At 69.3% G+C, this 23,488-nt stretch carries 21 protein-coding genes; 12 read left to right on the top strand and 9 right to left on the bottom strand.

Annotated elements, in window-relative coordinates; genetic code table 11:
* Positions 1-170 precede the first annotated feature (170 nt).
* Genes MST3598_RS15470 through MST3598_RS15460 form a run of 3 tightly spaced genes read left to right on the top strand, consistent with a single transcriptional unit; the run spans position 171 to position 3,074 of the window.
* Positions 171-962, top strand: coding sequence for a DUF1684 domain-containing protein (locus MST3598_RS15470; RefSeq protein WP_231494475.1), 792 nt, complete (start codon positions 171-173; stop codon positions 960-962).
* Between the two features lie 37 nt (positions 963-999).
* Complete coding sequence (locus MST3598_RS15465; protein ID WP_029259853.1) at positions 1,000-2,049, top strand: lipoate--protein ligase family protein; 1,050 nt, start codon at positions 1,000-1,002, stop codon at positions 2,047-2,049.
* A gap of 59 nt (positions 2,050-2,108) precedes the next feature.
* Positions 2,109-3,074: a site-specific DNA-methyltransferase gene (locus tag MST3598_RS15460; RefSeq protein ID WP_036271722.1), complete on the top strand. Its 966-nt coding sequence runs from the start codon at positions 2,109-2,111 to the stop codon at positions 3,072-3,074.
* A 9-nt stretch (positions 3,075-3,083) separates the two neighbouring features.
* Here MST3598_RS15460 and MST3598_RS15455 read toward each other — a convergent pair whose 3' ends face one another.
* On the bottom strand, positions 3,084-3,653 hold the full coding sequence (locus MST3598_RS15455) for a TetR/AcrR family transcriptional regulator (protein ID WP_021200294.1): 570 nt from the start codon (positions 3,651-3,653) through the stop codon (positions 3,084-3,086).
* A gap of 171 nt (positions 3,654-3,824) precedes the next feature.
* On the opposite strand from MST3598_RS15455, the gene MST3598_RS15450 reads away from it, so the two are divergent.
* Genes MST3598_RS15450 through MST3598_RS15440 form a run of 3 tightly spaced genes read left to right on the top strand, consistent with a single transcriptional unit; the run spans position 3,825 to position 7,407 of the window.
* Positions 3,825-5,132: an MFS transporter gene (locus MST3598_RS15450; protein ID WP_021200293.1), complete on the top strand. Its 1,308-nt coding sequence runs from the start codon at positions 3,825-3,827 to the stop codon at positions 5,130-5,132.
* Between the two features lie 29 nt (positions 5,133-5,161).
* Complete coding sequence (locus MST3598_RS15445; protein ID WP_036271723.1) at positions 5,162-6,673, top strand: carboxylesterase/lipase family protein; 1,512 nt, start codon at positions 5,162-5,164, stop codon at positions 6,671-6,673.
* The gene (locus MST3598_RS15440) at positions 6,670-7,407 is read left to right on the top strand and encodes a phosphatase PAP2 family protein (RefSeq protein ID WP_051671139.1); all 738 of its coding nucleotides are present in this window, start codon (positions 6,670-6,672) and stop codon (positions 7,405-7,407) included. The genes MST3598_RS15445 and MST3598_RS15440 overlap by 4 nt, the downstream gene beginning before the upstream one ends.
* Before the next feature lie 72 nt (positions 7,408-7,479).
* On the opposite strand, the gene MST3598_RS15435 is transcribed toward MST3598_RS15440, so the two are convergent.
* From MST3598_RS15435 to MST3598_RS15425, 3 genes are read right to left on the bottom strand one after another with little or no spacing between them, the layout of a single operon-like run.
* On the bottom strand, positions 7,480-7,827 hold the full coding sequence (locus MST3598_RS15435; RefSeq protein WP_021200290.1) for a cupin domain-containing protein: 348 nt from the start codon (positions 7,825-7,827) through the stop codon (positions 7,480-7,482).
* Entirely contained in the window at positions 7,824-9,227 is a 1,404-nt protein-coding gene (locus MST3598_RS15430) for an NAD(P)/FAD-dependent oxidoreductase (RefSeq protein ID WP_029259857.1), read from the bottom strand. The genes MST3598_RS15435 and MST3598_RS15430 overlap by 4 nt, the downstream gene beginning before the upstream one ends.
* A gap of 49 nt (positions 9,228-9,276) precedes the next feature.
* Positions 9,277-9,744 carry an Lrp/AsnC family transcriptional regulator gene (locus tag MST3598_RS15425; protein ID WP_021200288.1) on the bottom strand — a complete coding sequence of 156 codons (468 nt, stop codon included), beginning with the start codon at positions 9,742-9,744 and terminating at the stop codon, positions 9,277-9,279.
* Between the two features lie 99 nt (positions 9,745-9,843).
* Here MST3598_RS15425 and MST3598_RS15420 point away from each other — a divergent pair, with 99 nt between their 5' ends.
* Positions 9,844-11,295 carry a gamma-aminobutyraldehyde dehydrogenase gene (locus MST3598_RS15420; RefSeq protein ID WP_029259858.1) on the top strand — a complete coding sequence of 484 codons (1,452 nt, stop codon included), beginning with the start codon at positions 9,844-9,846 and terminating at the stop codon, positions 11,293-11,295.
* Between the two features lie 145 nt (positions 11,296-11,440).
* Here the strand turns inward: MST3598_RS15420 and MST3598_RS15415 are convergent, their stop codons facing one another.
* Together MST3598_RS15415 and MST3598_RS15410 are read right to left on the bottom strand one after the other, a co-directional pair.
* Positions 11,441-11,965: a GNAT family N-acetyltransferase gene (locus tag MST3598_RS15415; RefSeq protein WP_021200286.1), complete on the bottom strand. Its 525-nt coding sequence runs from the start codon at positions 11,963-11,965 to the stop codon at positions 11,441-11,443.
* Positions 11,966-12,017: 52 nt separating this feature from the next.
* Entirely contained in the window at positions 12,018-12,797 is a 780-nt protein-coding gene (locus MST3598_RS15410; protein ID WP_051671141.1) for a M23 family metallopeptidase, read from the bottom strand.
* Positions 12,798-13,549: 752 nt separating this feature from the next.
* On the opposite strand from MST3598_RS15410, the gene MST3598_RS15405 reads away from it, so the two are divergent.
* The 4 genes from MST3598_RS15405 (at position 13,550) to MST3598_RS15390 (ending at position 18,866) form a co-directional block, all read left to right on the top strand.
* Entirely contained in the window at positions 13,550-15,082 is a 1,533-nt protein-coding gene (locus MST3598_RS15405; RefSeq protein WP_051671144.1) for an HNH endonuclease signature motif containing protein, read from the top strand.
* 265 nt (positions 15,083-15,347) lie between these two features.
* Positions 15,348-16,496: an ROK family transcriptional regulator gene (locus MST3598_RS15400; RefSeq protein WP_029259862.1), complete on the top strand. Its 1,149-nt coding sequence runs from the start codon at positions 15,348-15,350 to the stop codon at positions 16,494-16,496.
* Between the two features lie 88 nt (positions 16,497-16,584).
* Positions 16,585-17,532: a polysaccharide deacetylase family protein gene (locus MST3598_RS15395; protein ID WP_029259863.1), complete on the top strand. Its 948-nt coding sequence runs from the start codon at positions 16,585-16,587 to the stop codon at positions 17,530-17,532.
* The gene (locus MST3598_RS15390) at positions 17,529-18,866 is read left to right on the top strand and encodes an MFS transporter (RefSeq protein WP_029259864.1); all 1,338 of its coding nucleotides are present in this window, start codon (positions 17,529-17,531) and stop codon (positions 18,864-18,866) included. The genes MST3598_RS15395 and MST3598_RS15390 overlap by 4 nt, the downstream gene beginning before the upstream one ends.
* 3 nt (positions 18,867-18,869) lie before the next feature.
* On the opposite strand, the gene galE is transcribed toward MST3598_RS15390, so the two are convergent.
* Genes galE through galT form a run of 3 tightly spaced genes read right to left on the bottom strand, consistent with a single transcriptional unit; the run spans position 18,870 to position 22,292 of the window.
* Positions 18,870-19,850: a UDP-glucose 4-epimerase GalE gene (gene galE, locus MST3598_RS15385; RefSeq protein WP_021200024.1), complete on the bottom strand. Its 981-nt coding sequence runs from the start codon at positions 19,848-19,850 to the stop codon at positions 18,870-18,872.
* Between the two features lie 49 nt (positions 19,851-19,899).
* Positions 19,900-21,093 (bottom strand): galactokinase, encoded by a 1,194-nt coding sequence (galK, locus tag MST3598_RS15380; RefSeq protein WP_029259865.1) that lies wholly within the window; start codon positions 21,091-21,093, stop codon positions 19,900-19,902.
* Complete coding sequence (gene galT / locus MST3598_RS15375) at positions 21,090-22,292, bottom strand: galactose-1-phosphate uridylyltransferase (RefSeq protein WP_029259866.1); 1,203 nt, start codon at positions 22,290-22,292, stop codon at positions 21,090-21,092. The genes galK and galT overlap by 4 nt, the downstream gene beginning before the upstream one ends.
* Positions 22,293-22,497: 205 nt before the next feature.
* Between galT and MST3598_RS15370 the strand changes: the two genes are divergently transcribed.
* Positions 22,498-23,454, top strand: a complete 957-nt coding sequence (locus MST3598_RS15370) for a LacI family DNA-binding transcriptional regulator (RefSeq protein ID WP_029259867.1) — start codon at positions 22,498-22,500, stop codon at positions 23,452-23,454.
* The last annotated feature ends 34 nt before the right edge of the window (positions 23,455-23,488 follow it).

Genomic DNA, 23,488 nt, shown 5'->3' with positions numbered 1-23,488 from the left:
CCCACCGTGGCGCGCGTACGTGAACATGGGTGTCGGCGGAGAGCGTGGGTCTCGGTGTGAGATCTTTCCGACGATGCCGGTATGACGCGGCGTTACGCGCGGTGAAGGCGTGTGACACGACCGCCTCGCCGGCCGCGGAGCCCCCGTAGATTCGGGGCAATATTCCGCGCATGAGCGAGGAGAGCCCCCGCTGTGCGGTTCCCTCGCCGGGAGGGAGCGCTCCGTTGAGCTTCGTGAAGGACTGGCAAGACTGGCACGCGTCACGCGAACGCTATGCGGGCTCGGAGTACGGTCCGTCGGCGCTCGAGTCGACGAACTGGCTCATCACCGAAGCGGCGGCCGTCGACGGCATCCCCGGGCTCTGGGCGCTCACCGGCGACGGGGGTATCCGTGGCAGCGAGCTCGGCCAGGCGGGATCCACCGTCGTGCTGCGCGGAGGCGAGAGCATCCGTCTCGGCCGGCGTGAGCTGCGGGTGTTCGAGCGCCACGGCACGCTCGCCCTGCGTGTGCTGAATCCGGCGCGCCCGCAGCGCGAGTGGTTCACGGCGATCGACGCCTACGCCCCCGATGAGCGCTGGCGGCTGCCGGCCGTGTTCGAGGAGACCCCGGACGAGCGGATCGTGATCACCTCGGTCGACGGCGATGCGCGCGAGACTCCCGTCGCCGGGCGGCTGCGGTTCGAGCTGGCGGGGGCGCCGCAGACGCTCACCGTGACCAGGAGCGCTCAGGGCGCGTTGAGCGCGGTGTTCGCCGACGGGACGAACGGGCTCGAGACCTACCGCTTCCGCTTCCTCCCTGTCGACGAACCCGCCGCCGACGGCACGGCCGTGATCGACTTCAACCGCGCCTACCTGCCACCGTGTGCGTTCTCGGATCAGTTCGTGTGCCCGCTGCCGCCCGCCGGCAACAGGTATTCGACGCCGATCAGGGCGGGAGAGCGCGTGGTGGTGCTCGGAGGCTGACCGCCGGAACGAGGGCTGCGCGCCTTAAGCTGGAACCGTGCACGGTGAATACAAGGTCCCAGGGGGAAAGCTCGTCGTCGTCGACCTCGAGATCGAAGACGACCGGATCTCGCGCTTCCGCCTCGCCGGAGACTTCTTCCTCGAACCCGACTCGGCGCTCGACGACATCAACGCCGCGGTCGATGGGCTGCCCGTGGAGTCCGATGCGACCGCGATCGCGACCGCGGTGCGCGCAGCCCTCCCCGACGGGGCTCAGCTGCTCGGCTTCACACCCGAGGCCGTGGGCACCGCGGTGCGCCGCGCACTCGTGACCGCCCCGGGGTGGCGTGACTTCGACTGGGAGATCGTGCACGAGAAGGCGGTCTCGCCGCGCATGAACCTGGCCCTCGACGAGGTGCTCACCTCCCGCGTGGGCGAAGGGCGCCGCCGACCCACCCTGCGCATCTGGGAGTGGGACGAGTCGGCCGTGGTGATCGGCTCGTTCCAGTCGTACCGCAACGAGGTCGACCCCGAGGGTGCCGCGAAGCACGGATTCGACGTGGTCCGCCGCATCTCCGGCGGGGGTGCGATGCTCATGGCCGCCGGGCAGATCATCACGTACTCGCTCTATGTGCCGGCATCCCTGGTCGCGGGGATGACCTTCGCCGACTCCTACGCCTTCCTCGACGACTGGGTGCTGCAGGCGCTGCGCTCGCTCGGCATCGACGCGGTCTACCAGCCGCTCAACGACATCGCGAGCCCGACCGGCAAGATCGGCGGTGCCGCCCAGAAGCGCCTCGCCAACGGCGGCGTCCTGCACCACGCCACCCTCTCGTACGACATCGACGGGCAGATGATGACCGAGGTGCTGCGCATCGGCCGCGAGAAGCTCAGCGACAAGGGCACTGCATCCGCCGCCAAGCGCGTCGATCCGCTGCGCAGCCAGACCGGACTCGAGCGCGCCGAGATCATCGAGCGCTTCAAGGACACCTTCCGCTCGCTGACCCATGCCGAGACCGGTTCGATCTCTGCGGACGAGTACGCCGACGCCGAGGCGCTCGTCGAGTCGAAGTTCGCCACCGAGGCGTGGCTGCATCGGGTGCCGTGACGGCGCCGGACCCGGTTGTTCCCGCCGCGGCGGACCCGCAGGGCGTGGCGCCTGACGTCATGCCGGTGATCGCGCCGGTCGTGCCGGGGGCGGTGACGATCGTCGAGGGCGACAACCTCGCCGTCGCGGCGACCCTGCCCTCCGGGTCCTTCAGCCTGGTGTACCTCGATCCGCCGTTCAACACCGGCCGCACGCAGGAGCGGCAGGTGGTCACTGCGCGGCGGACGTTCATGACTCAGGAGGAGAGCGCGGATTCAGGCACGGCAGCCGTCCGAACCGGGAACACGGAGCCGGTCGTCCTGAGTTCTGCACCGGGTGCCGGCGAGTCCGAGCCGGGGACCGAGGTGCGGCACGGCTTCCACGGCCATGCGTACGAGCGCGTACGCGGGATGCTGCGTGCCTATGACGACCGCTTCGACGATTACGGCGCCTTCCTGATGCCGCGGCTCGAGGAGGCCTGGCGGCTGCTCGCCGACGACGGCACTCTGTACCTGCACCTCGATTATCGCGAGGCGCACTACGCGAAGGTCATGCTCGACGCGGTCTTCGGACGGGACTGCTTCCTCAACGAGCTGATCTGGGCGTACGACTACGGCGCCAAGTCGCGCAGCCGCTGGCCGACCAAGCACGACACGATCCTGGTTTACGTGAAGAACCCACGGGAGTATGTCTTCAACTCCGACGAGGTCGACCGCGAGCCCTACATGGCGCCCGGGCTGGTCACGGCCGAGAAGGCCGCGCGCGGCAAACTCCCCACCGACGTCTGGTGGCACACCATCGTGCCGACGACCGGACGGGAGAAGACCGGCTACCCCACGCAGAAGCCTGAGGGGATCCTGCGGCGTATCATCACGGCGTCGAGTCGCCCCGGCGACCGGGTGCTCGATCTGTTCGCGGGGAGTGGCACGACGGGAGCGGTCGCCTCGGCGCTCGGCCGCGACGCCGTGCTCGTCGACGACAACCCCGAGGCGGTCCGGATCATGAGGGCCCGAATGCCGCACGCCGTCGCGACGACGCTCGACTGAGGCGGGTCGTCAGGCCGGACGCAGCAGAACCAGGAACTGCTCGATCTCGGCGGCCATGTCGAGGGACGGATCGAGCATCCACGCGGCCTGGAGCCCGTCGGCCAGGGCGTGCAGAGTACGCACCACCCAGGCGGGGTCGAGGTCGTCGCGCATCCGTCCGGCCTTCTGGTCTTCGGCGACCTGCGCGCGGGTGAAGGCCTCGACCCGCTCGGTGCGCTCGCGGAAATAGGCGTGGGCGGGGTGGGAGGGGTCTCCGGCCTCGGCGGCCAGCTGTGCGTAGAGCTGCACGAGACCGGGTACCGAGGTGTTGTGGCGCATGACCGCGAGGAACGCGGAGGAGGCGTCTTCGCCCGCGTATTCCTGCTCGTCGCGGTCGTCTCTGGCGCGGAGGATCGCGACGAAGAGCTCTTCCTTGCTGCCGAAGTAGTGCAGGAGTCCCGCGGGGCTGAGTCCGGCGGCATCCGCGATCTCGCGTACGGAGGCCTTGCGGTATCCGTGCTCCGCGACGACGGCGAGGGCGGCCTCGAGGATCTCCTCGCGTTTCGCGACACCCTTCGCATACGCCCCTCGTGTCGCCATGGCTCCAGGGTAACCGTCACGACCGGATCACAAAAACCAAACAACGTTCGTGAATGACTTGCGAAGGGTGGAGACGATCTGTCAGCATGTCGGGTGAATACCGAATGCCGTTTGGTATTGATCAGATCCGCTCAACATTCCGCTCAACATTCCGCTCAACGAGGAGCCGACATGTCCGTGTCCCCGCTCGACCCCGCCGCCGAACTGGCGCCGACCGGCACCATCCGCGCCGTCCCGCCCGAAGCGGGGGAGCCGGCGGCGAGTCCGCCGGCGAACCGGCGGCTGCTGCCCAGCCTGCTGATCGCCTCCCTCACGCTGTTCGCCACCTACGGCGGACTCATCGCGATTCTTCTTCCCAGTCAGATCCTGATGATCGACGAGGCGAACAAGGTCGGCAACCTCGCCGTCGTGACCACGATCTCCTTCGTGTTCACGCTGTTCGCGCAGCCGATCGTGGGGGCGTTGAGCGACCGCACGCGCTCGCGCTTCGGACGCCGCGTGCCGTGGATGGTGCTCGGCGCGATCATCGGCGGCATCTTTCTGTTCGGGCTGGGCTCGCTGACCGACATCCTCTGGATCACGGTGTTCTGGGTGATCATCCAGGTGGCGCTGAACTTCTTCCAGGCGCCCCTGACCGCGATCACCGCCGATCGGTTCCCGCGTTCGAAGCGCGGCGGGGCGAGCGCGATGATCGGACTCGGCACGCAGGTCGGCATGACCGTCGGCATCATGCTCGCCGGTGCATTCGCCGCGCAGATCGGCATCGGCTACGCGGTGTTCGGCGGTGCCGTGATCGTGGCGGCACTGCTGTTCGCACTCGTGAACCGCGACTGGTCGTCGAAGCACGCGGCCGTGGATGCGTTCCGCTGGGGTGCATTCTTCCGAGGATTCTGGATCGACCCGCGCCGTCACCCGGACTTCGCCTGGGCGTTCGCCGCGCGGTTCCTGCTGATCCTCGGTTACTTCGTCGTCAGCGCGTATCAGCTGTACATGCTCACCGACTACATCGGCCTGCCACTCGCGGATGCCCAGGGGGCCGTCGTCACCCTCACACTCGTGGCCTTCATCCCGACGCTCATCGCGATCGCCCTCTCCGGGTGGTGGAGCGACAGGGTCGGGCGCCGCAAGGTGTTCATCTACGCCGCCTCCGCCGTGATGGTCGCGGGCCTCGCGATGCCGCTGCTGCAGCCGAACATGACCGGCATGGTCCTGATGAGCATCATCAACGGCGTCGGTTTCGGCCTGTACATGTCGGTGGATGCGGCGCTCATGACCGAGGTGCTGCCGAACGAGGGCGTCTCGGCGGGTAAGGATCTCGGCATCCTCAACGTCGCGACCAATGTGCCGCAGGCGTTGAGTCCCGCCATCGGCGGTGTCATCATCACGTCCGTCGGCGGCTACGCGATGCTCTTCGTCTTCGCGATCGTGTTCGTGATCCTCGCCGCCGTCGCGACCGCGCCGATCAAGGGAGTGCGCTGATGACCGGGAATGAGCAGGAGAATGCTGTGATGACGGATACCGACTTCGAGACGACCGCCGACTTCGTCGAGGTGGCCACGGCCGCCGGACGGGTGCGGGGCCGCTGGCGCCCGACCACGGGCGGGCGCGGGAATCCGCGGTCGGCGGCGTTCCTGGGCATCCCGTTCGCGGAGGCGCCGACAGGCGCGCTGCGTTTTCAGGCGCCCGTGCCGAAAGCGCCGTGGGAGGGAGTGCGCGATGCGCTCGAGTTCGCCGCCACGGCCCAGCGCGGCGACCCCGGTGTGACGCTCATCCCCGAACCGAGCGTCGAGGGCGACTCGACGCTCAACGTGAACGTCTTCACGCCGGACCCGACCCCTGCCGCGCAGGGCGCCGGTCTTTCCGTTCTCGTCTGGATCCACGGCGGCGGATACTTCGCCGGCTCACCCGCGAGTCCCTGGTACGACGGCCGCAACTTCAACCGTGACGGCGTCGTGACCGTGTCGCTCTCCTACCGCCTGGGCTTCGACGGCTTCGGCTGGATCGAGGATGCCCCCTCGAACCGGGGCGTGCGCGACTGGCTGCTCGCCCTCGAATGGGTGCAGCAGAACATCGCCGAGTTCGGCGGGGATCCGTCGCGCGTCACGATCGCCGGGCAATCCGCCGGCGGAGGAGCCGTGCTGACCCTGCTCGGCATGGAGAAGGCGCAGCATCTGTTCCACGGCGTGTACGCGATCTCCGGTGCGCTCGCCGACGTGGCTCCGGCCCGCGCCGAGGCCTTCGGGCGCGGACTCGCCGCAGCGGCCCGGGTCGCGCCCACCGTGGCCGGGTTCTCGACGCTGTCCGAGGACCGCATCCTCGAACTGCAGAAGAAGGCGACCGAGCTCGGTCCTGATTCGCTCGGGAGTGTGGTCGAAGAGGGCCTTCCGCTCGGTCCGGCCGTCGACGGCGACCTGATGCCACGCCCGACGCGTGAGGCCCTCCGCGCCGGTGTCGGTGCCGACAAGCCGCTCGTGATCGGTGCGACCGACGACGAGTTCACGATGGTCTTCGCAGGCTCCGAGAAGAAGCTGCGCTGGGTGCCGAGGTCGCTGCTGTTGAACAAGCTCGGCTTGCCGAAGAGTGCGCGTCGGCAGTACCTCGCCGCCAACGCCGACATCACCGGACTCGGCAACGCCCGGGTGGGCGGTCGGCTGCTGACGGACCGGATGTTCCGCTCGGCGCTGCTGAAGATCGTCGCCGACCGCGGCGCCGCTCCCACCTGGCTGTACCGCTTCTCGTGGCCGTCCGGACACTTCGGCTTCGCCGAGCACTGCCTCGATGTGCCGTTCTTCTTCGACTGCCTCGACGGTCCGGCGATGGAGCCGCTCGCGGGTCCGAACCCGCCGCAGGAGCTGGCTGACGAGGTGCACGGCGCCGCTGTCGCGTTCATCGTCGGGGGAGACCCCGGTTGGCCGCGTCACCAGGGATCGAAGGGCATCGCGCGGGTCTACGACGTGCCGACCCGCGACATGTCCGACGCCTACGCCTCCGTGTGGCCGTTGCTGGGAACGCCGTCGTGACCACGGCTGTCGCGGTCGGGGATGCCACCCGACCGGTGGCTTCGCCGCGCCCTCGGTGGATGCTGTGGACCGCTCTCGGGCTGCTCGCGGTGTTCGTGGCTCTCGCGATCGGCGTGCTCGCAGCGCCCGATGCGCCGTGGACGCAGGGCCTCGACGAGCTGTGGCGCAGAGGTGTCGGGGTCGGACCGGAATCGACGCTGCCCGGCTTCGTGCTGGCGCAGATGTTCCAGCATCTCGGTCAGCTCCCTGGCGCGGTGCTCATGATGATCCTCCTCCCGCTGGTGCTGTCGCTGATGGGGCGTTGGCGTTCCGCGCTGTTCGTGATCGCGGTGCAGCTCACCGGCCCAGGGCTGCTGTCGCAGCTCACGAAGAATCTCGTCGACAGGCCGCGCCCGGCCGAAGACGTGGCCGGCGGACTCTTCGGACCGCTCGTGCAGGTCGACCACGGTTCGTTCCCGTCCGGACATTCCGTGAGCATGGCCGCGATCATCATCACGGTGCTCGCACTGATCCCGGCATCCGCGGTCTGGGCGCGCCGCGTCTGGATCGTGTTCGGAGTGCTCCTGGCCGTCGGCATGGTGTGGCAGCGCACGCTCATCAACGCGCACTGGTTCACCGACACGTGCGCCGGACTGATCGGCGGCGCGGCGGTCGCGCTCCTGCTGTGGTGGGCGTTCCTGCCCTGGCTGCGGCGCGATCAGGAGCGCCGCGTCTGGTTCCTTCGGAAAGGCTGATCTCTCGCCTTCGAATCGCGCGAACGGCTCCATCTCGTCCGGGGATGCAGCCCTTCGCGCGATTCGAGCGCGTCAGGTGATGTAGATCTTGCGGAGGGTCTCGGTGACGGTCCAGGTGGTGCGCATGCCCTCGGCGAGGCGCACGACCGAGCCGGGACCGACCTCGAGGTCGGGCAGTCCGGACGAGGCGAACGCGATCGTGGCGCGGCCCGACAGCACGACGAACACCTCGTCGGCCTCGGTGTCGGTCGCGGTGCCGGGGGTCATCTCCCAGACGCCGATCTCGGTCCCGCCGAGTGTCGCGAGTTCCTGCGCGGCGGTCGTGGGCGCGCCGGCGAGCACCTCATCCGCAGGCAGTGACTCGTGTGCCAGAGGCAGGGTTGCGGCATCCAGTCCCGCCCCGGCGGCGAGACCGTTCACGAGTCGAAGCCCATGCCGACGGCGTCGAGCGTCTTGAGGAACAGGTTGCGCCTGCCCTCGTTGTGATCGGCCTGGTTCATCGCGGCGCGGACGAGGTTGACGCCGATCGAGGCGGCAGGCTCGGGCGGGAATGGGATGGGCTTCTCACGCACCATCCGCAGCGCGGTGCGCTCGGTCTCCTCACCGGACAGCTTGTCGAGCATGACGTCGGCCGCGAAGCGTGCGGCCCCGACGCCGAGCCCGGTGAAGCCGGTCGCGTAGGCCACGCGGCCCTTGCGGGCGGTGCCGAAGAACGCGCAGAAGCGGCTCGACGAGTCGATGGCCCCGGCCCAGCGGTGTGTGAAGCGCAGACCCTCCAGCTGCGGGAAGGTCGTGAAGAAGTGCGAGGCGAGCTTGCGGTGGCTCTCGATGCGGTCCTCGTACTCCGCACGTACCTTGCCGCCGAAGTGGTAGATGGCGTCGTAGCCGCCGAACAGGATGCGGTTGTCGCCCGTGAGCCGGTAGTAGTGGAACTGGTTCGCGCTGTCGGCGAGCCCCTGTCGGTTCGACCAGCCGATCGAGGCCAGTTGCTCGGAGGAGAGCGGCTCGGTCATCAGCACGTAGTCGTACACGGGCACGGTCATCAGGCGGTTGCGTTTGAGGAGCGAGGGGAAGACGTTCGTCCCGAGCGCCACGGCATCCGCGATCACGCGGCCGTTCGCAGTGACCAGCGTGATCGGTCCCGATCCGTCGCCCTCGATGGCGCGGACCAGACTGTGCTCGTAGATCTCGACGCCCAGGTCGGCGGCCACGCGGGCCAGCTCCACACCCAGCTTGGCCGGATGCACCATCGCGCAGCCGTCGCGGTCCCAGTCGCCGGCGAGGAACGTCTCGGAGTGCACCTCGGCCTGCACCGCTGCGCGGTCGAGGAAGCCCGGCTCATCGCGGTACCACTCCACCTGGTGGGGCTCGATGGCGACGGCCAGCTGTCCGGTGCGCTCGAACTCCGCATCCATCCGGTAGCGCTCGACGGTCTCGCCGATGGCGTCGAGGTTCGCGTGTCCCAGCTCTTCGAGGCGGTCGATCTCCTCTGGCCAGCGGTTCACGCCGTTCTCGTGTCCGTGTGTGAGGCTCGACTCGCAGAAGCCGCCGTTGCGGCCGGAGGCCGCCCAGGCGATGCGCGAGGCCTCGAGCAGCACGACGCGGCGTTCGGGGTCGCGCTCCTTGGCGCGCACCGCCGTCCACAGTCCGGCGTACCCGCCGCCGACGATGGCGAGGTCGGCGCGGACCGTGCCGTTCAGCCGCGGATGTGTCGGCCGGTCGACGTCGTCGAGCCAGAACACCCGCAGCGCGGTGTCGCGGAGGGAGTCGTCGATGACGGACGGCGACGGCTGTTGACGTTCGAAGACGGTGGTGCCCATGGTTTCTCTCCGTGGTGTGCGGGTGCGAGGTACGGGAGCGGGGTGCGCGTCAGCGCGTGCCCCAGTTGTAGAGGTCTTTGTAGAGACCGGCGTAGAGCATGCTCTCGGTGTGGGTGATGCCGGGGATGGTGCGGATGCGGGTCGCGATGAGGTCGATCAGGTGCTCGTCGTTCTCACACACGGCCTCGACGAGGATGTCGAACGTGCCGAGCGTGACGACGACGTACGCCAGCTCGGGGATCCGGGTGAGTTCTTCGGCGATCTCCCGCGGATCGCCCGAGACGCGGATTCCGATCATCGACATACGGTGGAAGCCGAGCTGCATCGGGTCGGTGACCGCGACGATCTGGATGATCCCGGCTTCGGTCATCCGCTGCACCCGCTGGCGCGCCGCAGCCTCGCTGAGGCCGACCTCGCGGGCGATCTCGGCGTAGGGGCGTCGCCCGTCCTCCTGCAGCAGCTCGACGATGCGCTTCGAGATGTCATCAAGGGCAGGCTGGGAAGACTTCGTACTCATGTGTCGATATTGTCAGTCATGCCAACAATCTGCAACTGATTCAGTTGTTTCATATTGCTGGATCTTCAGATTCCGTACTGATGTCGGTACGATGGCGCCATGCCCAGTCATCTTCTGAAGAACTCCGCGCCGCTGCAGAACTTCATCGGCGGCCGTTTCGTCGACGCGAGTGGTGCCGAGCGGATGCCGCTCCTCGATCCTGTCACCGAAGGGACGTACGGGGAACTCCCGGTGTCGGACGCCGTCGACGTCGATGCCGCCTACGCCGCCGCATCCGCCGCCTTCCCGATCTGGCGCGACACGACGCCCGCCGACCGCCAGTTGGCGCTGTTCCGCATCGCCGATGAGATGGAGGCGCGGGCGGAGGAGTTCGCCGACCTGGAATCGCAGGACACGGGTAAGCCGCGCGCGAGCCTGGTGGCCGACGAGATCATGCAGTCGGTCGACCAGCTGCGCTTCTTCGCGGGTGCGGCGCGCAGCCTCGAGGGTCGGGCGGCGGGGGAGTACCTCGCCGGGCATACCTCGTTCGTGCGGCGCGAGCCGGTCGGCGTGATCGGTCAGGTCACGCCGTGGAACTACCCGCTGAATATGGCCGTGTGGAAGATCGCCCCCGCGCTGGCCGCCGGGAACACCGTCGTGCTGAAGCCCGCGGAGTCCACGCCACTGACCACGCTGCTGCTCGCGGAGATCGTTGCCCGGCACACTCCCGTCGGCACGCTCAACGTCGTCCTGGGCGACCGGGACACCGGTGTCGCGCTGGTCGAGCACCCGACGCCGCAGATGGTGGCGATCACCGGATCCGTGCGGGCCGGTATGGCCGTTGCCCGTTCAGCGGCGAACGACGTCAAGCGGGTGCACCTCGAGCTGGGCGGCAAGGCTCCGGCGATCGTGTTCTCGGATGCGTCGATCGAGAAGGCCGTCGAGGGCATCATCACCGGTGCCTTCTTCAACGGCGGACAGGACTGCACTGCCGCCACCAGGGTGCTGGTGCACGAATCGAAGCACGATGAGCTGGTCGCCGCTCTGGTCGCCCGGGCGAAGACGCACGCTCGCACCGGTGGCCCGCTCGAGGAGGGGGTGCTGTACGGGCCCCTGAGCAGTGCCGCGCAGCTCGCGCAGGTGCAGGGATTCATCGACCGGCTCCCCGCGCACGCGACGATCGAGACCGGCGGACGCCGCCAGGGCGATCGAGGGTACTTCTGGGAGCCCACGATCGTGTCGGGAGTACGACAGGACGACGAGGTCGTGCAGGGGGAGATCTTCGGACCCGTGCTCACGGTGCAGGCGTTCTCGGAGGACGACGAGGCTCTGCGGATGGCGAACGACGTGCCCTACGCGCTCGCCGCCTCGGTGTGGACCACGGATCATGCCCGGGCGATGCGGTTCTCTCGCGACCTCGACTTCGGCTGCGTGTGGATCAACACCCACATCCCGTTCGTGTCGGACATGCCCCACGGCGGGTTCAAGCACTCCGGCTACGGCAAGGACCTGTCGCAATACGGGTTCGACGACTACACCCGCATCAAGCACGTCATGAGCGCTCTCGACTGAGCGGTGCCGGAGGTTCCGGAGGGCGGGACGGCAGGCGGGACGGAGGGCAGGCGGGACTGAGGTGCCGGAAGGCGCGAGGTCAGGTGCCGGAAGGTGCGAGGTCAGGTGCCGGAAGGTGCGAGGTCAGGTGCCGGAAGGTGCGAGGTCAGGTGCCGAGCAGCTTCACGCGACGATGCTCGCGCAGTGTGAGCTGGGGGCGTTCCTCGATCTTGATCGCGCCGTCTTCGATCCAGCCGTGGCGGGCGTAGAACGAATCGGCGCGTTCGTTGCCGTCGAGCACCCAGAGGTAGGCGCGGTTGTGGCCGGCCTCGGCGATCCGCTGTTCGGCGGCTTCCAACAGGGCGTGACCCGCGCCCGTAGACCAGGCGGCGGGATCGGCGTAAATGCCGTACACCTCGCCGTCGGCGACCCCGTCGGGGTCGCGTCCGGAGCCGAGTGAAGCCCATCCGACGATACGGTCGTCGCGCAGGGCGACGACGGTCCCGAGGCTCGTCGGCAACGGTTCGGCGAGGGTGCGACGCCAGCCCACAGCTCTCTCGTCGATGGAGAGGCCGTCGAGCACGGCTTGGTCGATGAGCCCGCGATAGGCGACCTGCCACGAGCGGACATGCACCCCGGCGATGTCGTCGGCGTCCTCCGCGCGGGCGCTGCGGATCTCCAGGGAGCTCATCCATCCACCCTACGGTGAACCGCAGACGGGAGAAGGGGGCGGTCGACGCCGATCAGCTCACGTTCTTCTTGAGCCACGGCAGCGGGTCGACGGGCGCGGTGTTGATGTGCACCTCGAAGTGCAGGCAGGAGCCGAACACGTAGCCGGTCGATCCGACGTCGCCGATGTACTGCCCCTCGTCGACGCAATCACCGACCTCGACCGCACGGCTTCCGTACGTCATGTGCGAGTAGACCGTGCTCACGGCCTGCCCGTCGACGATGCTCTCGATCTGGATCGTCACGCCGTAGCCCTGGTAGCTCTCCGTGGACCGTGAGACGCAGCCCTTCATGGCGGCATTGATCGGTGTGCCGACCGGGGCGGCGAAGTCCTGCCCGAGGTGCGAACGTCCCGGCCGCGAGGCGCCGAAGCCGTCGGTGAACGAGTAGGTCCCATCGGCCATCGGCATCACGATGCGTCCGGCGAGGGGGATGTCCATCGCGCTCGAGAGCGGCATGCCGGCGGCGACTGCTGCGGCGGCGGCGCGCGAACGGGTCTCCTTGATCTCCTCGGGCGTGGTCGCGGAGAAGCTGCCCCGGGGGTCGATCACAGCGCGGATCTCGGACTTCGCCGTGTAGGACTGCGCGGTGCCGTCGGCGAGGGTCGAGACGCTGGAGCTGGCGGCGGCGGCAGGGCCACCCGCGGGGTTGAGGGCGGGAAGCGCTGCCCCGGTGATCATCACGCCGATCGCCAGCGTGGCGCCGAGTGCCTTGGTCTTCGCCCACTGGCGCTTCTGTCGCCGGGCTTCGCCGCGAGAGGTCGGGGCCGTCTTCGGCGTCGACTTCGGTGCCATGTGGCGGGGGCGCAGGCGAGGATCCCAGGCGCGAGGGGTGTGGGGAACCTGTGGCTGTGGCTGTGGCTGTGCGCGAGGGGTAGCCGCGTCGGGTGCGGCCTGGACTGTCTCCGGCGCGGGGGATGTGGGGGTTGCAGAGGATGCGGGTTCCGTGTCTGCTGCGTGCGTGGGCCCTGTGACTGCTGCGGAGGCGGCGGCCGGATCGGGTTCCGGGGTCGTCTCCGGTACCGCAGCAGCATGGGCGGTGTTCGCCGGGCGGCGGGTCTGCGAGTCCGCGGAAACGGAGCGTCGCAGGTCACGCCGCAAAAGCGGTCGGGATGAGTCAGGGACTTCGGTGGGAGCTTCCGAGGCGTCGTGATCGCGCTCGGGTGGCAGGGAATTCGTGACGGGATCCTTCCGGGAGGCTGGCGTGCGCGGCGGTCGATCCCCCGGATGCCACCGTTACCGATCTGTAATTTAATTCGCGAAACCGCGAGCGTCAAATCGAGGGTGGATGATTCGACTCGCCTCTCGGTCATCGGTGCTCTTGCTCATGGGCTTCTGTGTGTGGGTCGTGTCGATGCTCATGTACCGATTCTGCTACCGGCGTCGGACCTTCGGGGGCGGCGGCATCACGCCTCTACCTGAGATGTGGAAAGACGGATTCGGGGTGAGTTCGTGGAGGACGCATGAGCTCTACGCGTGTTCCGGAATATTGCTCTGATCGGGGTTTATCCGGGAAGGAATGTCGGTACCCCGAGTTAACTCGACCCATGAACAACCCCGTGGAAGTGCTCGAACAGGTGGTGACCGACTTGGATGCCGTGTTGCACTCTGACGCGATGGCGGTGATGTCCGATGCGGTGAAGATGGACCTGTTGCGTGTGGCGGGTGAGGTGCAGCGGCGGGCGGAGGCAGTCGTCGTGGAGGCGGTCGCGTCGGTCGATGGGCGTCCCGCCGGGTCGGGAGAGGCCGGATTCTGCGGGAAGTTCGGGTGCCGGACGATGAGCGAGTTGCTGCAGCGGGTCCTGCGGACGGACGGGCCCGGTGCAGGGCGGATGCTGAAGGCGGCGCGGGCGGTGCGCCGGGAGGTGGAGTTGTCATCCGGGTTCCGCTCGCCCGCGCGATGGCCCGAACTGCGGGCGGCGCTACTCGACGGGGCCCTCGGTGTGGCCGGGTTGTTGGCCGCGATCGGGCCGGTGGAACAGGCCGGGATCCGTGTCGGGACAGCAGACCGGTTGCTCGCGGACGGGGAGCTGGCGGCCTACTCGCGGGGGATCCCGGCCGCGGGTGCGAGTGCACAGGACGTTCCAGGAGCGGATTCGGGTGCGGGCGTCGAAGGAGACTCCGCGCCGGCGGCGACGCCGGAGGACTTGAGGATTCTGGCGCAGGTCATCGTGCAGTACCTCGATCCTGATGGCGCCGAACCCGCGGACGACATCGCGATGCGCGCCCGGGGGATCGTCTTGGGGCGGGCGAAAGACGGGGTCATCCCGGTCCGAGGCGGGCTCCTGCCCGAAGTCGCGGGACAACTGCAACGCATCTTCGACGCTTACCTGAATCCGAAAGTCGACGGGCCTCCCCTCCCCGGAGTGATGTTCCGACCCTCGGAAGAATCCCCCTGTCGCGATACCGAGCCCACGGGGCCAGACGACGGTGACCTTCCATCCGGTGATCCGGGCCGAATGGTCGACACCCGATCTCGGGCGCAGAAGCAGCACGACATCCTCGCCGCCGCGCTCGGGATCGCCGCCCGCCATGACGACATGCCTCGCCTCGGAGGCGCCGCCCCGACCCTGGTCGTGACCGTCGCTGCCGACGACTACGCCACGGGAAACGGATGGGCCCACATCGACGGCATCGACACCCCCGTTCCCATCCGGGTCGCCGCGCACACCGCCTGCGCCGGCGGAATACAGCGCGTGATGTTCGACTCCGGCGGGCGCATCATCGGGATCGGCGCCACCGACCGGATCTTCACCGCCCATCAACGCCGCGCGATCGCCATCCGCGACGGGGAATGCCTCATTCCCGGCTGTCATGTCCCCGCCACGTGGTGCGAGATCCACCACGTCCAAGAGCATGCGCGCGGCGGGCGCACCCACACCGACAACGGCGTCGCTCTCTGCTGGCACCACCACCGCACCCTCGGCACCAGCGGATGGGAGATCCGCATGCGCCACGGCATCCCGCACATCCGTGGCCCCGCCTGGTGGGACCCGACCCGGCAGTGGCGAACACGGCGATCCCGAGGTGGCGGGCGCAGAGAGCCGGCCATCAGCCGCGCGGCACCACTCAGGGTGTGACGCCACCACTCAGGGTGTGAATTGTTGCCACCGAGCCGACTCGAGCCGTGCCGTACCGTGCCGTTTCGAGCCGAGCCGAGCCGAGCCGCGCCGACTCGAGGCTCTGATCGTGACCGTGACCGTGACTTGCCCCACCGCACTCACCGGCACCGGAATCGGCGCGAAGTCTCGACTGGTGCGACGCGATGTGGCATGCTGGCGGGCACTGCGCCCGCCTCAGAAGCCGGGTGAAGTACGCGAAACGAGAGGCGCCTCCGGAACACCTATGTCCAGACCACTCGCGGGACCGCAGGGCCTGCTACGCACGCTCAACGGCCGCGCGATCCTGGAGGCCCTCGCCCGCAGCGGCCCGCAGACCCGCTCGGAGCTGATGTCCGCCACGGGGTTGTCGCGTACCGCTGTGACTCAGGTGCTGCGGATGCTCGAGAACGCCGGAGCAGTCGCGCCTGCGGGAGTGGACCGGGACACGAGGGGTCCCGCCGCCGGACGTGTGGCCCTGCATCCGCGCCTCGGATTCGCCGCGGCCGTGCACGTCGATCACCACGCGGCGCACGTCGTGCTGGTCGACGCGACCGGGATCGTGCGGGCGGAGGCGCACTCGCCGTTCCCCGACGCCGAGAACCGTGTCGCCCACATCGTCGGGCTCGTCGATGAGTGCCGCCGTTCGTTGAAGGCGGCGAAGGGCGCCGTGCACCTCGCGGTCGTCGGGGTGCCCGGCATCGTCACCGCTGACGGAGGCATCCGTGACGACCTCGGTCCCGACGGCGGCGCCTTCCGTGCGGCACTGGCCGCGGCCCTCGACTGTCCTGTCCGCATCGAGAACGACGTCAACCTCGCGGCCCTCGCCGAACTCACCGGCGGCGGAGGAGGAAGCCTCACCAGCTTCGCGCTGTTGCTCCTCGACGACGGACTCGGAGCGGGCATCGTGATCGACGGCGCGCTGCACCGTGGATTCTCCGGCGTCGCCGGTGAGGTCATGTACCTGCCGCAGACCCCCATCCCGATCGGTGCTCCCCTCGTGGGCGATGCAGTCGTCAGCGACCTCGCGCTCGGCGTCGGTCGCGATCCCGCCGCATCTCTCAGCGATCATCTGGAGGCCGCAGTCCACGGAGACGATGGAGCGCTCCAGATCATCTCCGAGGTCGCCCGCCGCATCGTTCTCGTGGCCGGAAGCGTGGGGCTGGTGCTCGACCCTGAGGCGTTCGTCCTCGGTGGCAAGGCGGCTCATCCCGTGCTCGTCGCTGCCATCGAGCGCGTCGCCGGCGAGTATGACGCGCAGCTCCCGCTGCGGTTCCTCGTCTCCTCCTTCGGGCCTGAGGCTCCGCTCATCGGCGCCGTCGACCAGGCTGCGGCCGCACTGAGAGGCGACCTCTTCACCCGGATCCTCACCCCCGCCCCCAAAAGCGCCCGCTGAACACCCCGCCCCCAACGCCTGCTGAACACCACCCGCCGAACATCGCCCGCCCGAGCAGTGTCGCTCGAACCACCCGACAGGACTCCCGATGACCGCACCGTCCGATCTCGCCGACCGACTCGGCCTCCCGCCCGGCGCACGGGCGATCATCCTCAATGCGGACGACTTCGGCATGTGCCACGCGGCGAACACCGCGATCATGGATCTGCTCACATCCGGGAGCATCGACTCGTCGACCGTGATGGTCCCGTGCTCGTGGTCGCCGGAGGCGCTCGCCTTCGCCGCATCCCGCACCGATCTCGATATCGGCGTGCATCTCGTGCTCACCAGCGAATGGGCGCGCTACCGGTGGCGCCCGCTCACCGGCACCGCCACGACCCTTGTCGATGATGCGGGCTTCTTCCCTACCGATGTGCTCTCCGTCGAGCGGAACGCCGCCGACGACGACGTCGCTGCCGAACTCGCCGCTCAGGTGCAGGCCGCGCTCGATGCCGGCGTCGATGTGACGCATCTCGACAACCACATGGGTTCTGTCTACGGGCTCGTGACCGGACGCGGCTTCCTCCAGCCGGTGTTCGAGCTCGCTGCACGCCACGGCCTCCCGTTCCGGCTGCCCCGCAGCATGGACGGCGTGGGCGAGGACTCCGCGCTCCAGTCTCAACTCGATGCCGCGGCAACGGCCGCCGATGCTTCCGGCGTCGAGATCATCGACCGGCTCTGGTCGCACCCGTTCGAGCTGCTGCGCGAAGGCACGCCGGACGAGGAGACGTACGCGCAGATGCGCGACGGCTTCATCGCGCTGTTGCGCGCGGTGCCGGCAGGGGTCACGGAGATCTACCTCCATCCGATGGTCGACGACGATGAGCTCCGCGCCGCCGTGGACTTCAGCGCGACGAAGCGCGGATATGAGCTTCGTCTGCTGAAGGACCCCGCGGTCCGGCAGGCCATCGACGATGAGGGCCTCGTGCGCATCGGCTGGCGCGACCTGCGCGACCTGCAGCGGGGACGCGACCTGCAACGGGGAGACGCGCGGTGACCTCCCTGGGCGATCGGGTGCGCGACCGACGCCTCGACGCGGCCCCGAGCAGGTCGCAGGCAATCGCCTTCGGAGCCTCGGGCTTCCCGACGCAGCTGATGGCGCAGACGTTCTCGGCCTTCGTCGTGTACTTCTACGTCTCGCACCTCGCCGTACCGGCCACGTGGGTGGCGGTCGCGATGATCGCTCACGGCATCCTGAACGCCGTGCTCAACCCCGTCGTCGGCACGATCTCCGACCGACTGCGCACTCCGTGGGGCCGGCGCATCCCGTGGATCGGCCTGGGCATCGTGCCGCTGGTCGTCGCATTCGCGCTGGTCTGGATGCCGCCGGAGCTCCCCGTCGCCGGCCTCATCACCTGGTTCCTGGTCGTCGTGGCGGTGTACGACATCGCGTTCGTCGTGGTGGTGCTGAACATCTCGGCGCTGTTCCCCGAGATGTTCCGCACCACGGAGGAACGCGCCCGCGGCAACGTGCCGCGACAGATCTTCGCGATCTTCGGCATGGTCCTGGGCACCGCGGGCGCCCCTGCGCTGTACAGCGCGATCGGGTGGCCCGGAATGGCCCTGGTTCTCGCCGCCGTCTGCCTGGTGCTGCTCGTCTGGTCGTTCTTCGGCGGGATGATCGAGCGCCGGCTTCCGGATGCGGAGTCGACGGCATCGTCGGAAGCGATGCGCTGGGGAGACCAGCTGAAGTACACGTTCCGCAACAGGGCGTTCGTTCCGTACGTGCTCGGCTCGCTGTTCGTGCAGACCTCGATCGCGGTGATCCTCGCCGCGATCCCCTTCTACGTGCGCTACTCCCTGCATGCGCCGGAGGGGCAGGGCAGCCTGCTGCTCGGTGCCATCTTCGTCACCGCGATCCCGTCGATCATGCTGTGGAGCGCGGTCGTCCGCCGGACCTCACCTCGCACCGCTGTGCTGTGGAGCGTCGCGGTGTTCGGGGTGTCCGTGCTCGGCTACCTCGCGCCGTCGAACGTGATCGGCGCGGCGCTGGTCGGGATCGCGGTCGGCGTGGGGGTCGGGGGCCTGCTGCAGTTGCTCGAGGTCATGCTCGCGCAGATCATCGACGACGATGCCGTGCGCACCGGTCACCGTCGCGAAGGCGCCTACTTCGGGGTGAACGGGTTCGTGGTGCGCGGCTCGGTGGTGCTGCAGGCGATCGTCGCTGCCGTGGTGCTCACGGCCTCCGGCTTCGACGCCGCCCTCGGTGACACGCAGCCCGACAGCGTCGACGGCGGCATCCGGCTGATGCTCGCGGTGATCCCGCTCGGGTTCACCGCCCTCGCCTGGCTCTGCTTCTGGGCGTACCCGATCCGCTCCCGCGACCTCTGACCGTCAGGGGCGAGCGGCCTGCCGCGCTTCCCACCCCGTGCGCACCATCTCGTCGACCGAGTACCGCATGGTCCAGTCGAGGTCGCGGGCTGCGAGCTCACCGGTCGCGACGATGCGGTCGGGGTCACCGGGGCGGCGCGGGCCGATCTCGGGGGTGAAGTCGATGCCGGTCACGCGGGCGACGGCATCCATGATCTGCTTCACACTCAGTCCGTCGCCGGAGCCGAGGTTGTAGGCGGCTTCGATCGGGCGGCCGTCGGACAGACGCTGCGCGGCCGCGACGTGGGCGGCCGCGATGTCGCCGACGTGCACGTAGTCGCGCACGTTCGTCCCGTCTTCCGTGGCGTAGTCGTCGCCGTTGATGCGGGGCGTCTTCCCGGCCAGCAGCGCCTCGAACACGATCGGGAAGAGGTTGTGCGGGCTGACGTCGTAGACCGTTGGATCGGCGGAACCCACCACGTTGAAGTACCGCAGAGAGGTGTGTCGCAGGGGCCGCTCGGATTCCGCCGTCGCGATCGCCTGGTCGCGCAGCAGCCATTCGCCGATGAGCTTCGATTCGCCGTAAGGGCTGGCCGGCTTCTTGGCGGTGTCTTCCACGACGAGGGCCACATCGGGCGTGCCGAACACGGCGGCGGAGGAGGAGAAGACGATGTTCGAGACTCCCGCGGCCTCCATGGCCTCGAGGATCACCCGCGTGCCCTCGACGTTCTGCGCGTAGGTGTGCAGGGGGCGGTGCATCGAGACGCCGGCGTACTTGAAGCCCGCGACGTGGATCACGCCCTCGGCACCGTGGTCGCGCAGCGTCTTCTCGACCAGCTCACGGTCCAGGATGCTGCCCCGCACGAATGTCACGCCCTCGGGCACGAAGGACTCGACGCCGCTGGACAGGTCATCGAGCACGACCGGGGTGAGCCCGGCATCCGCGAGAGCGCGGACGACGTGGGCGCCGATGTAGCCGGCGCCTCCGGTGACTATCCAGGACATTGCATTCCTCTCCTGCCGCGGAGTCGTCGCGGCCCGATGGATCATTCTGTCAGGCGTCGCGGCGGGGGCCGGCCGACGGGGTGACCGTGAACAGGAGGGGCGGCGCGAACCGCGACTTCGCGAAGTCGGCGTTCACGGCATCCGACACCGATGCGACGGCAGCCTGCTCGACGAGGGCGATCGCGGCACCTCCGAACCCACCGCCGGTCATCCGTGCACCGAGGGCGCCGGCGCTCAGAGCGGTGTCGACAGCGGTGTCCAGTTCGGGGGTCGAGATCTCGAAGTCGTCGCGCATCGATGCGTGCGAGGCGACCAGGAGGTCGCCGATCGCTCGGACGCCCTGCTCGCGCAACACCCGCACGGTGTCGAGGACCCGCTGGTTCTCGGTCACGATGTGACGCACGCGCCGGAAGGTGACCTCGTCCATCAGCTTCTGAGCGCGCGGCAGGTCGTCGATCGAGATGTCGCGCAGCGCAGGCACTCCCATGATCGAGGCGCCGAGTTCGCACGAGGCCCGGCGTTCGCGGTAGCCGCCGGTGGAGTGGGCGTGCTTCACACGGGTGTCGATCACGAGGATCGCGAGGCCTGCCTCGGCGACGCCGAGAGGCACGAGCCGGGTCTCCAGTGTGCGGCAGTCGAGGAATATCGCGGTGTCGGGCCGGCCGAGCATCGACGCCATCTGGTCCATGATCCCTGTGGGGGCGCCGACGGCTTCGTTCTCGGCCCGTCGTCCGATGCGGGCGAGGGCCGTTCCGTCGAACCCGGTGCCCCACAGGTCGTTCAAGGCGGAGGATGTCGCCCCCTCGATCGCGGCCGAGGACGAGAGCCCGGCGCCCACGGGCACGTCGGAGGCGATGGCGATGTCCATCCCGCCGAACGGTCCGCGCTCGGCGGCCGCCTGACCGAGCGCCCAGGCGACCCCGAGCGGGTAGGCGGCCCACTCCGGGACGGCCGGATGCGAGCCGGGTGCAGTGGGGAAGAGCCGGTCGAGCTCGTCGAGGGCGACCTCGACCGGTTCTTCGGCGAATGTGGAGCCGACCAGGACGCGACCGCGGTCGTCATCGCGCCGACCGACCGCGGCCACCGTGCGCTGCGGGATGGCGAACGGCAGCACGAACCCGTCGTTGTAGTCGGTGTGCTCGCCGATGAGGTTCACGCGCCCGGGCGCCGACCAGACTCCGTCGGGTTCACGCCCGGTCAGGCGGGTGAAGAGGGCGAGGGCATCGTCGTGTGCGGCGGTCATGCAGAATCTCCGGTGTCGGGCTGGTCGTGCGAGGCGCGCTCGATCGCTTCGCGGAGGCGTGCGGCACCGACTTCCGGAGGCACTTCGGCGGCCCAGGCCCACATCGCCGCTTCCGAGCCGGCGAGGAATTTCAGCTTGTCGGCGGCACGGCGCGGGCTCGTGAGTTGAAGGTGCAGGCGCACGGTGTCGCGCCCGACGTGCACGGGGGCCTGGTGCCACGCGGCGATGTAGGGCGTCGGGGAGTCGTAGAGGGCATCGACGCCGCGCAGCAGCCGCAGGTAGAGCGGGGCGAGCTCATCACGCTCGGCTTCAGTGGTCTCGGCGAAGTCGGGCACATGGCGGTGCGGCATCAGGTGCACCTCGAGTGGCCAGCGTGCGGCGAACGGCACGAAGGCGGTCCAGTGCTCGCCGCGGAACACCACGCGCTCGGACGCCTGCTCGGACTCGAGGATGTGTTGGAACAGGTCGGGGGCGGTGCGGCCGATCGCCTCCAGCACGCGGGTGGTGCGCGGGGTCACATACGGGTAGGCGTAGATCTGCCCGTGCGGGTGCGGCAGGGTCACGCCGATCGCCTCGCCCCGGTTCTCGAATGGGAAGATCTGCTCGATGCCGGGCAGCTGCGAGAGTGCGGCGGTGCGGTCGGCCCATGCCTCGATCACGGTACGCGCCCGGGTGACGGTCTGTGTACCGAAGGATCCGGCATGCTCGGGGCTGAAGCAGACGACCTCGCAGCGGCCGACGGCGGTGCGCGTGCGGCCGAGGCCGAGGGCCGCGAGGTCGTCGAGCCCGCGAGGAGCGTTCGACGCCCGGGGTGCGGCGCCCGTCGCTGCGGCCAGGGCGGGTCCGAACGCGGGCGAGCGGTTCTCGAACACGGCGACGTCGTACCGCGAGGGCACCTCGGAGGGGTTTCCGGGTGTCTGCGGGGCCAGCGGGTCGGCGTCTGCGCCGGGCATCATCACGCGGTTCTGTCGGTTCGCGGCGACCGTGATCCAGTCGCCGGTGAGCACGTCGAGACGCATCGTCGCGGTCTCCGGGCGGGGGTCGAGGGCACGCGCGTCGACGGCTCGGTCGGCGCCCAGCGCGGTGCCGGGATCGTCGTAGTAGATGAGGTCGCGGCCGTCGGCGAGGGTGGTGGCGCGTCTGACGACGCCGGCGCCGAGAGTCTCGGTGCGCAACTCAGGAAGATCGTCCGTGTTCACGTCAACATGGTACGCACAACGCCGTGGTAACGTCAACATGACGGAGTTGCGCGCACGCCTCTGAGGCAGATCGCACGCCTCTGAGATAGAAGGCGGGGCCGGCGCGACGTCGTAGCGGATGGAGGATGAGGTGGGGCAGAGCCGACGCGACCGCGTCGACGGATCGGGGTCGAATCGTCGGAATCCCCCGTCCGGACGGGTGTCCATGGCCATGGTCGCTGCCCGTGCCGGTGTCTCGGGACAGACTGTCTCGCGGGTCGTCAACGGCAGCCCCCGCGTCGACCCCGACACCCGTGCCCGCGTCGAGCACGCGATGGCGGAGCTCGGTTATCGCCCCCACCGCGCGGCCCGAGCTCTGCGCACCGGGCGCTCGCAGACGATCGGACTCGTCGTCACCACCCTCGCCACCGTCGGCAACTCCCGGATGTTGCAGGCCACGGCCGAAGCTGCGGCGGAACGGGGGTACGCGGTGACCCTCGTGACCGCCACCCGCGGCGTCGCTGACGCGTTCGATCGGCTCGCGGAGCAGGAGGTCGACGGTGCGATCGTCCTGAACGAGGCATCGGCCCTGGTCTCCGACGCGCAGCGGCCTGCCGGGCTGCACCTCGTGGTCGTCGACGCCTCGAGCGAGGACGGGGTCACGTCGGTGCACAGCGATCACGCGGGCGGCGCCGCCGCAGCCACACGCCGGCTTCTCGCCCTCGGGGGAGGCGGGGTGCATCATCTCGCCGGTCCAGCCGACTCCTTCGCGGCGGCCGAGAGAGAACGCGGATGGCGGGAGACGCTCGTCTCCGCCGGCGTCCGTCCGCCCGCCGTCGTCCGGGGTGACTGGAGCGCTGACTCGGGGTACGCCGCCGGCGCGGAACTGCGCACGGCATCCGCCGTCTTCTGCGCCAACGATCAGATGGCGCTCGGGCTGCTGCGGGCGCTGTCCGACTACGGCCGTCGGGTGCCGGAAGACGTCGGCGTGATCGGTTTCGATGATGTGCCGGACGCCGCGAACTACCGCCCGCCGCTGACCACCATCCGGCAGGACTTCGCCGCGCTCGCCCAGCGTGCGGTGTCAGCGCTGGTGGACGCGATCGAAGGCGCTGCGCCCGCAGAGGGATCCGGAGTCATCCCGACGGCACTCGTCGAGCGCGCCAGTACCGCGTCGCGCTGATTCCCGTGCGGGCCGGCTACCCCGCGCAGTGAAC

Source organism: Microbacterium sp. TPU 3598, assembly GCF_002356155.1.
GTDB lineage: Bacteria > Actinomycetota > Actinomycetes > Actinomycetales > Microbacteriaceae > Microbacterium > Microbacterium maritypicum_A.
Note: the sequence above shows the minus strand (reverse complement) of the source record. Positions and strands in the feature narration are given on the sequence as shown.

What these genes read in the sequence shown, in the direction of transcription:
- MST3598_RS15470 (WP_231494475.1), top strand. Translation starts at nt 171, where the DNA reads ATGAGCGAGGAGAGCCCCCGCTGTGCGGTTCCCTCGCCGGGAGGGAGC.
- MST3598_RS15460 (WP_036271722.1), top strand. Translation starts at nt 2,109, where the DNA reads ATGCCGGTGATCGCGCCGGTCGTGCCGGGGGCGGTGACGATCGTCGAG.
- MST3598_RS15455 (WP_021200294.1), bottom strand. Translation starts at nt 3,653, where the DNA reads ATGGCGACACGAGGGGCGTATGCGAAGGGTGTCGCGAAACGCGAGGAG.
- MST3598_RS15450 (WP_021200293.1), top strand. Translation starts at nt 3,825, where the DNA reads ATGTCCGTGTCCCCGCTCGACCCCGCCGCCGAACTGGCGCCGACCGGC.
- MST3598_RS15445 (WP_036271723.1), top strand. Translation starts at nt 5,162, where the DNA reads ATGACGGATACCGACTTCGAGACGACCGCCGACTTCGTCGAGGTGGCC.
- MST3598_RS15430 (WP_029259857.1), bottom strand. Translation starts at nt 9,227, where the DNA reads ATGGGCACCACCGTCTTCGAACGTCAACAGCCGTCGCCGTCCGTCATC.
- MST3598_RS15425 (WP_021200288.1), bottom strand. Translation starts at nt 9,744, where the DNA reads ATGAGTACGAAGTCTTCCCAGCCTGCCCTTGATGACATCTCGAAGCGC.
- MST3598_RS15420 (WP_029259858.1), top strand. Translation starts at nt 9,844, where the DNA reads ATGCCCAGTCATCTTCTGAAGAACTCCGCGCCGCTGCAGAACTTCATC.
- MST3598_RS15415 (WP_021200286.1), bottom strand. Translation starts at nt 11,965, where the DNA reads ATGAGCTCCCTGGAGATCCGCAGCGCCCGCGCGGAGGACGCCGACGAC.
- MST3598_RS15410 (WP_051671141.1), bottom strand. Translation starts at nt 12,797, where the DNA reads ATGGCACCGAAGTCGACGCCGAAGACGGCCCCGACCTCTCGCGGCGAA.
- MST3598_RS15405 (WP_051671144.1), top strand. Translation starts at nt 13,550, where the DNA reads ATGAACAACCCCGTGGAAGTGCTCGAACAGGTGGTGACCGACTTGGAT.
- MST3598_RS15400 (WP_029259862.1), top strand. Translation starts at nt 15,348, where the DNA reads ATGTCCAGACCACTCGCGGGACCGCAGGGCCTGCTACGCACGCTCAAC.
- MST3598_RS15395 (WP_029259863.1), top strand. Translation starts at nt 16,585, where the DNA reads ATGACCGCACCGTCCGATCTCGCCGACCGACTCGGCCTCCCGCCCGGC.
- galE (WP_021200024.1), bottom strand. Translation starts at nt 19,850, where the DNA reads ATGTCCTGGATAGTCACCGGAGGCGCCGGCTACATCGGCGCCCACGTC.
- galK (WP_029259865.1), bottom strand. Translation starts at nt 21,093, where the DNA reads ATGACCGCCGCACACGACGATGCCCTCGCCCTCTTCACCCGCCTGACC.
- MST3598_RS15370 (WP_029259867.1), top strand. Translation starts at nt 22,498, where the DNA reads ATGGCCATGGTCGCTGCCCGTGCCGGTGTCTCGGGACAGACTGTCTCG.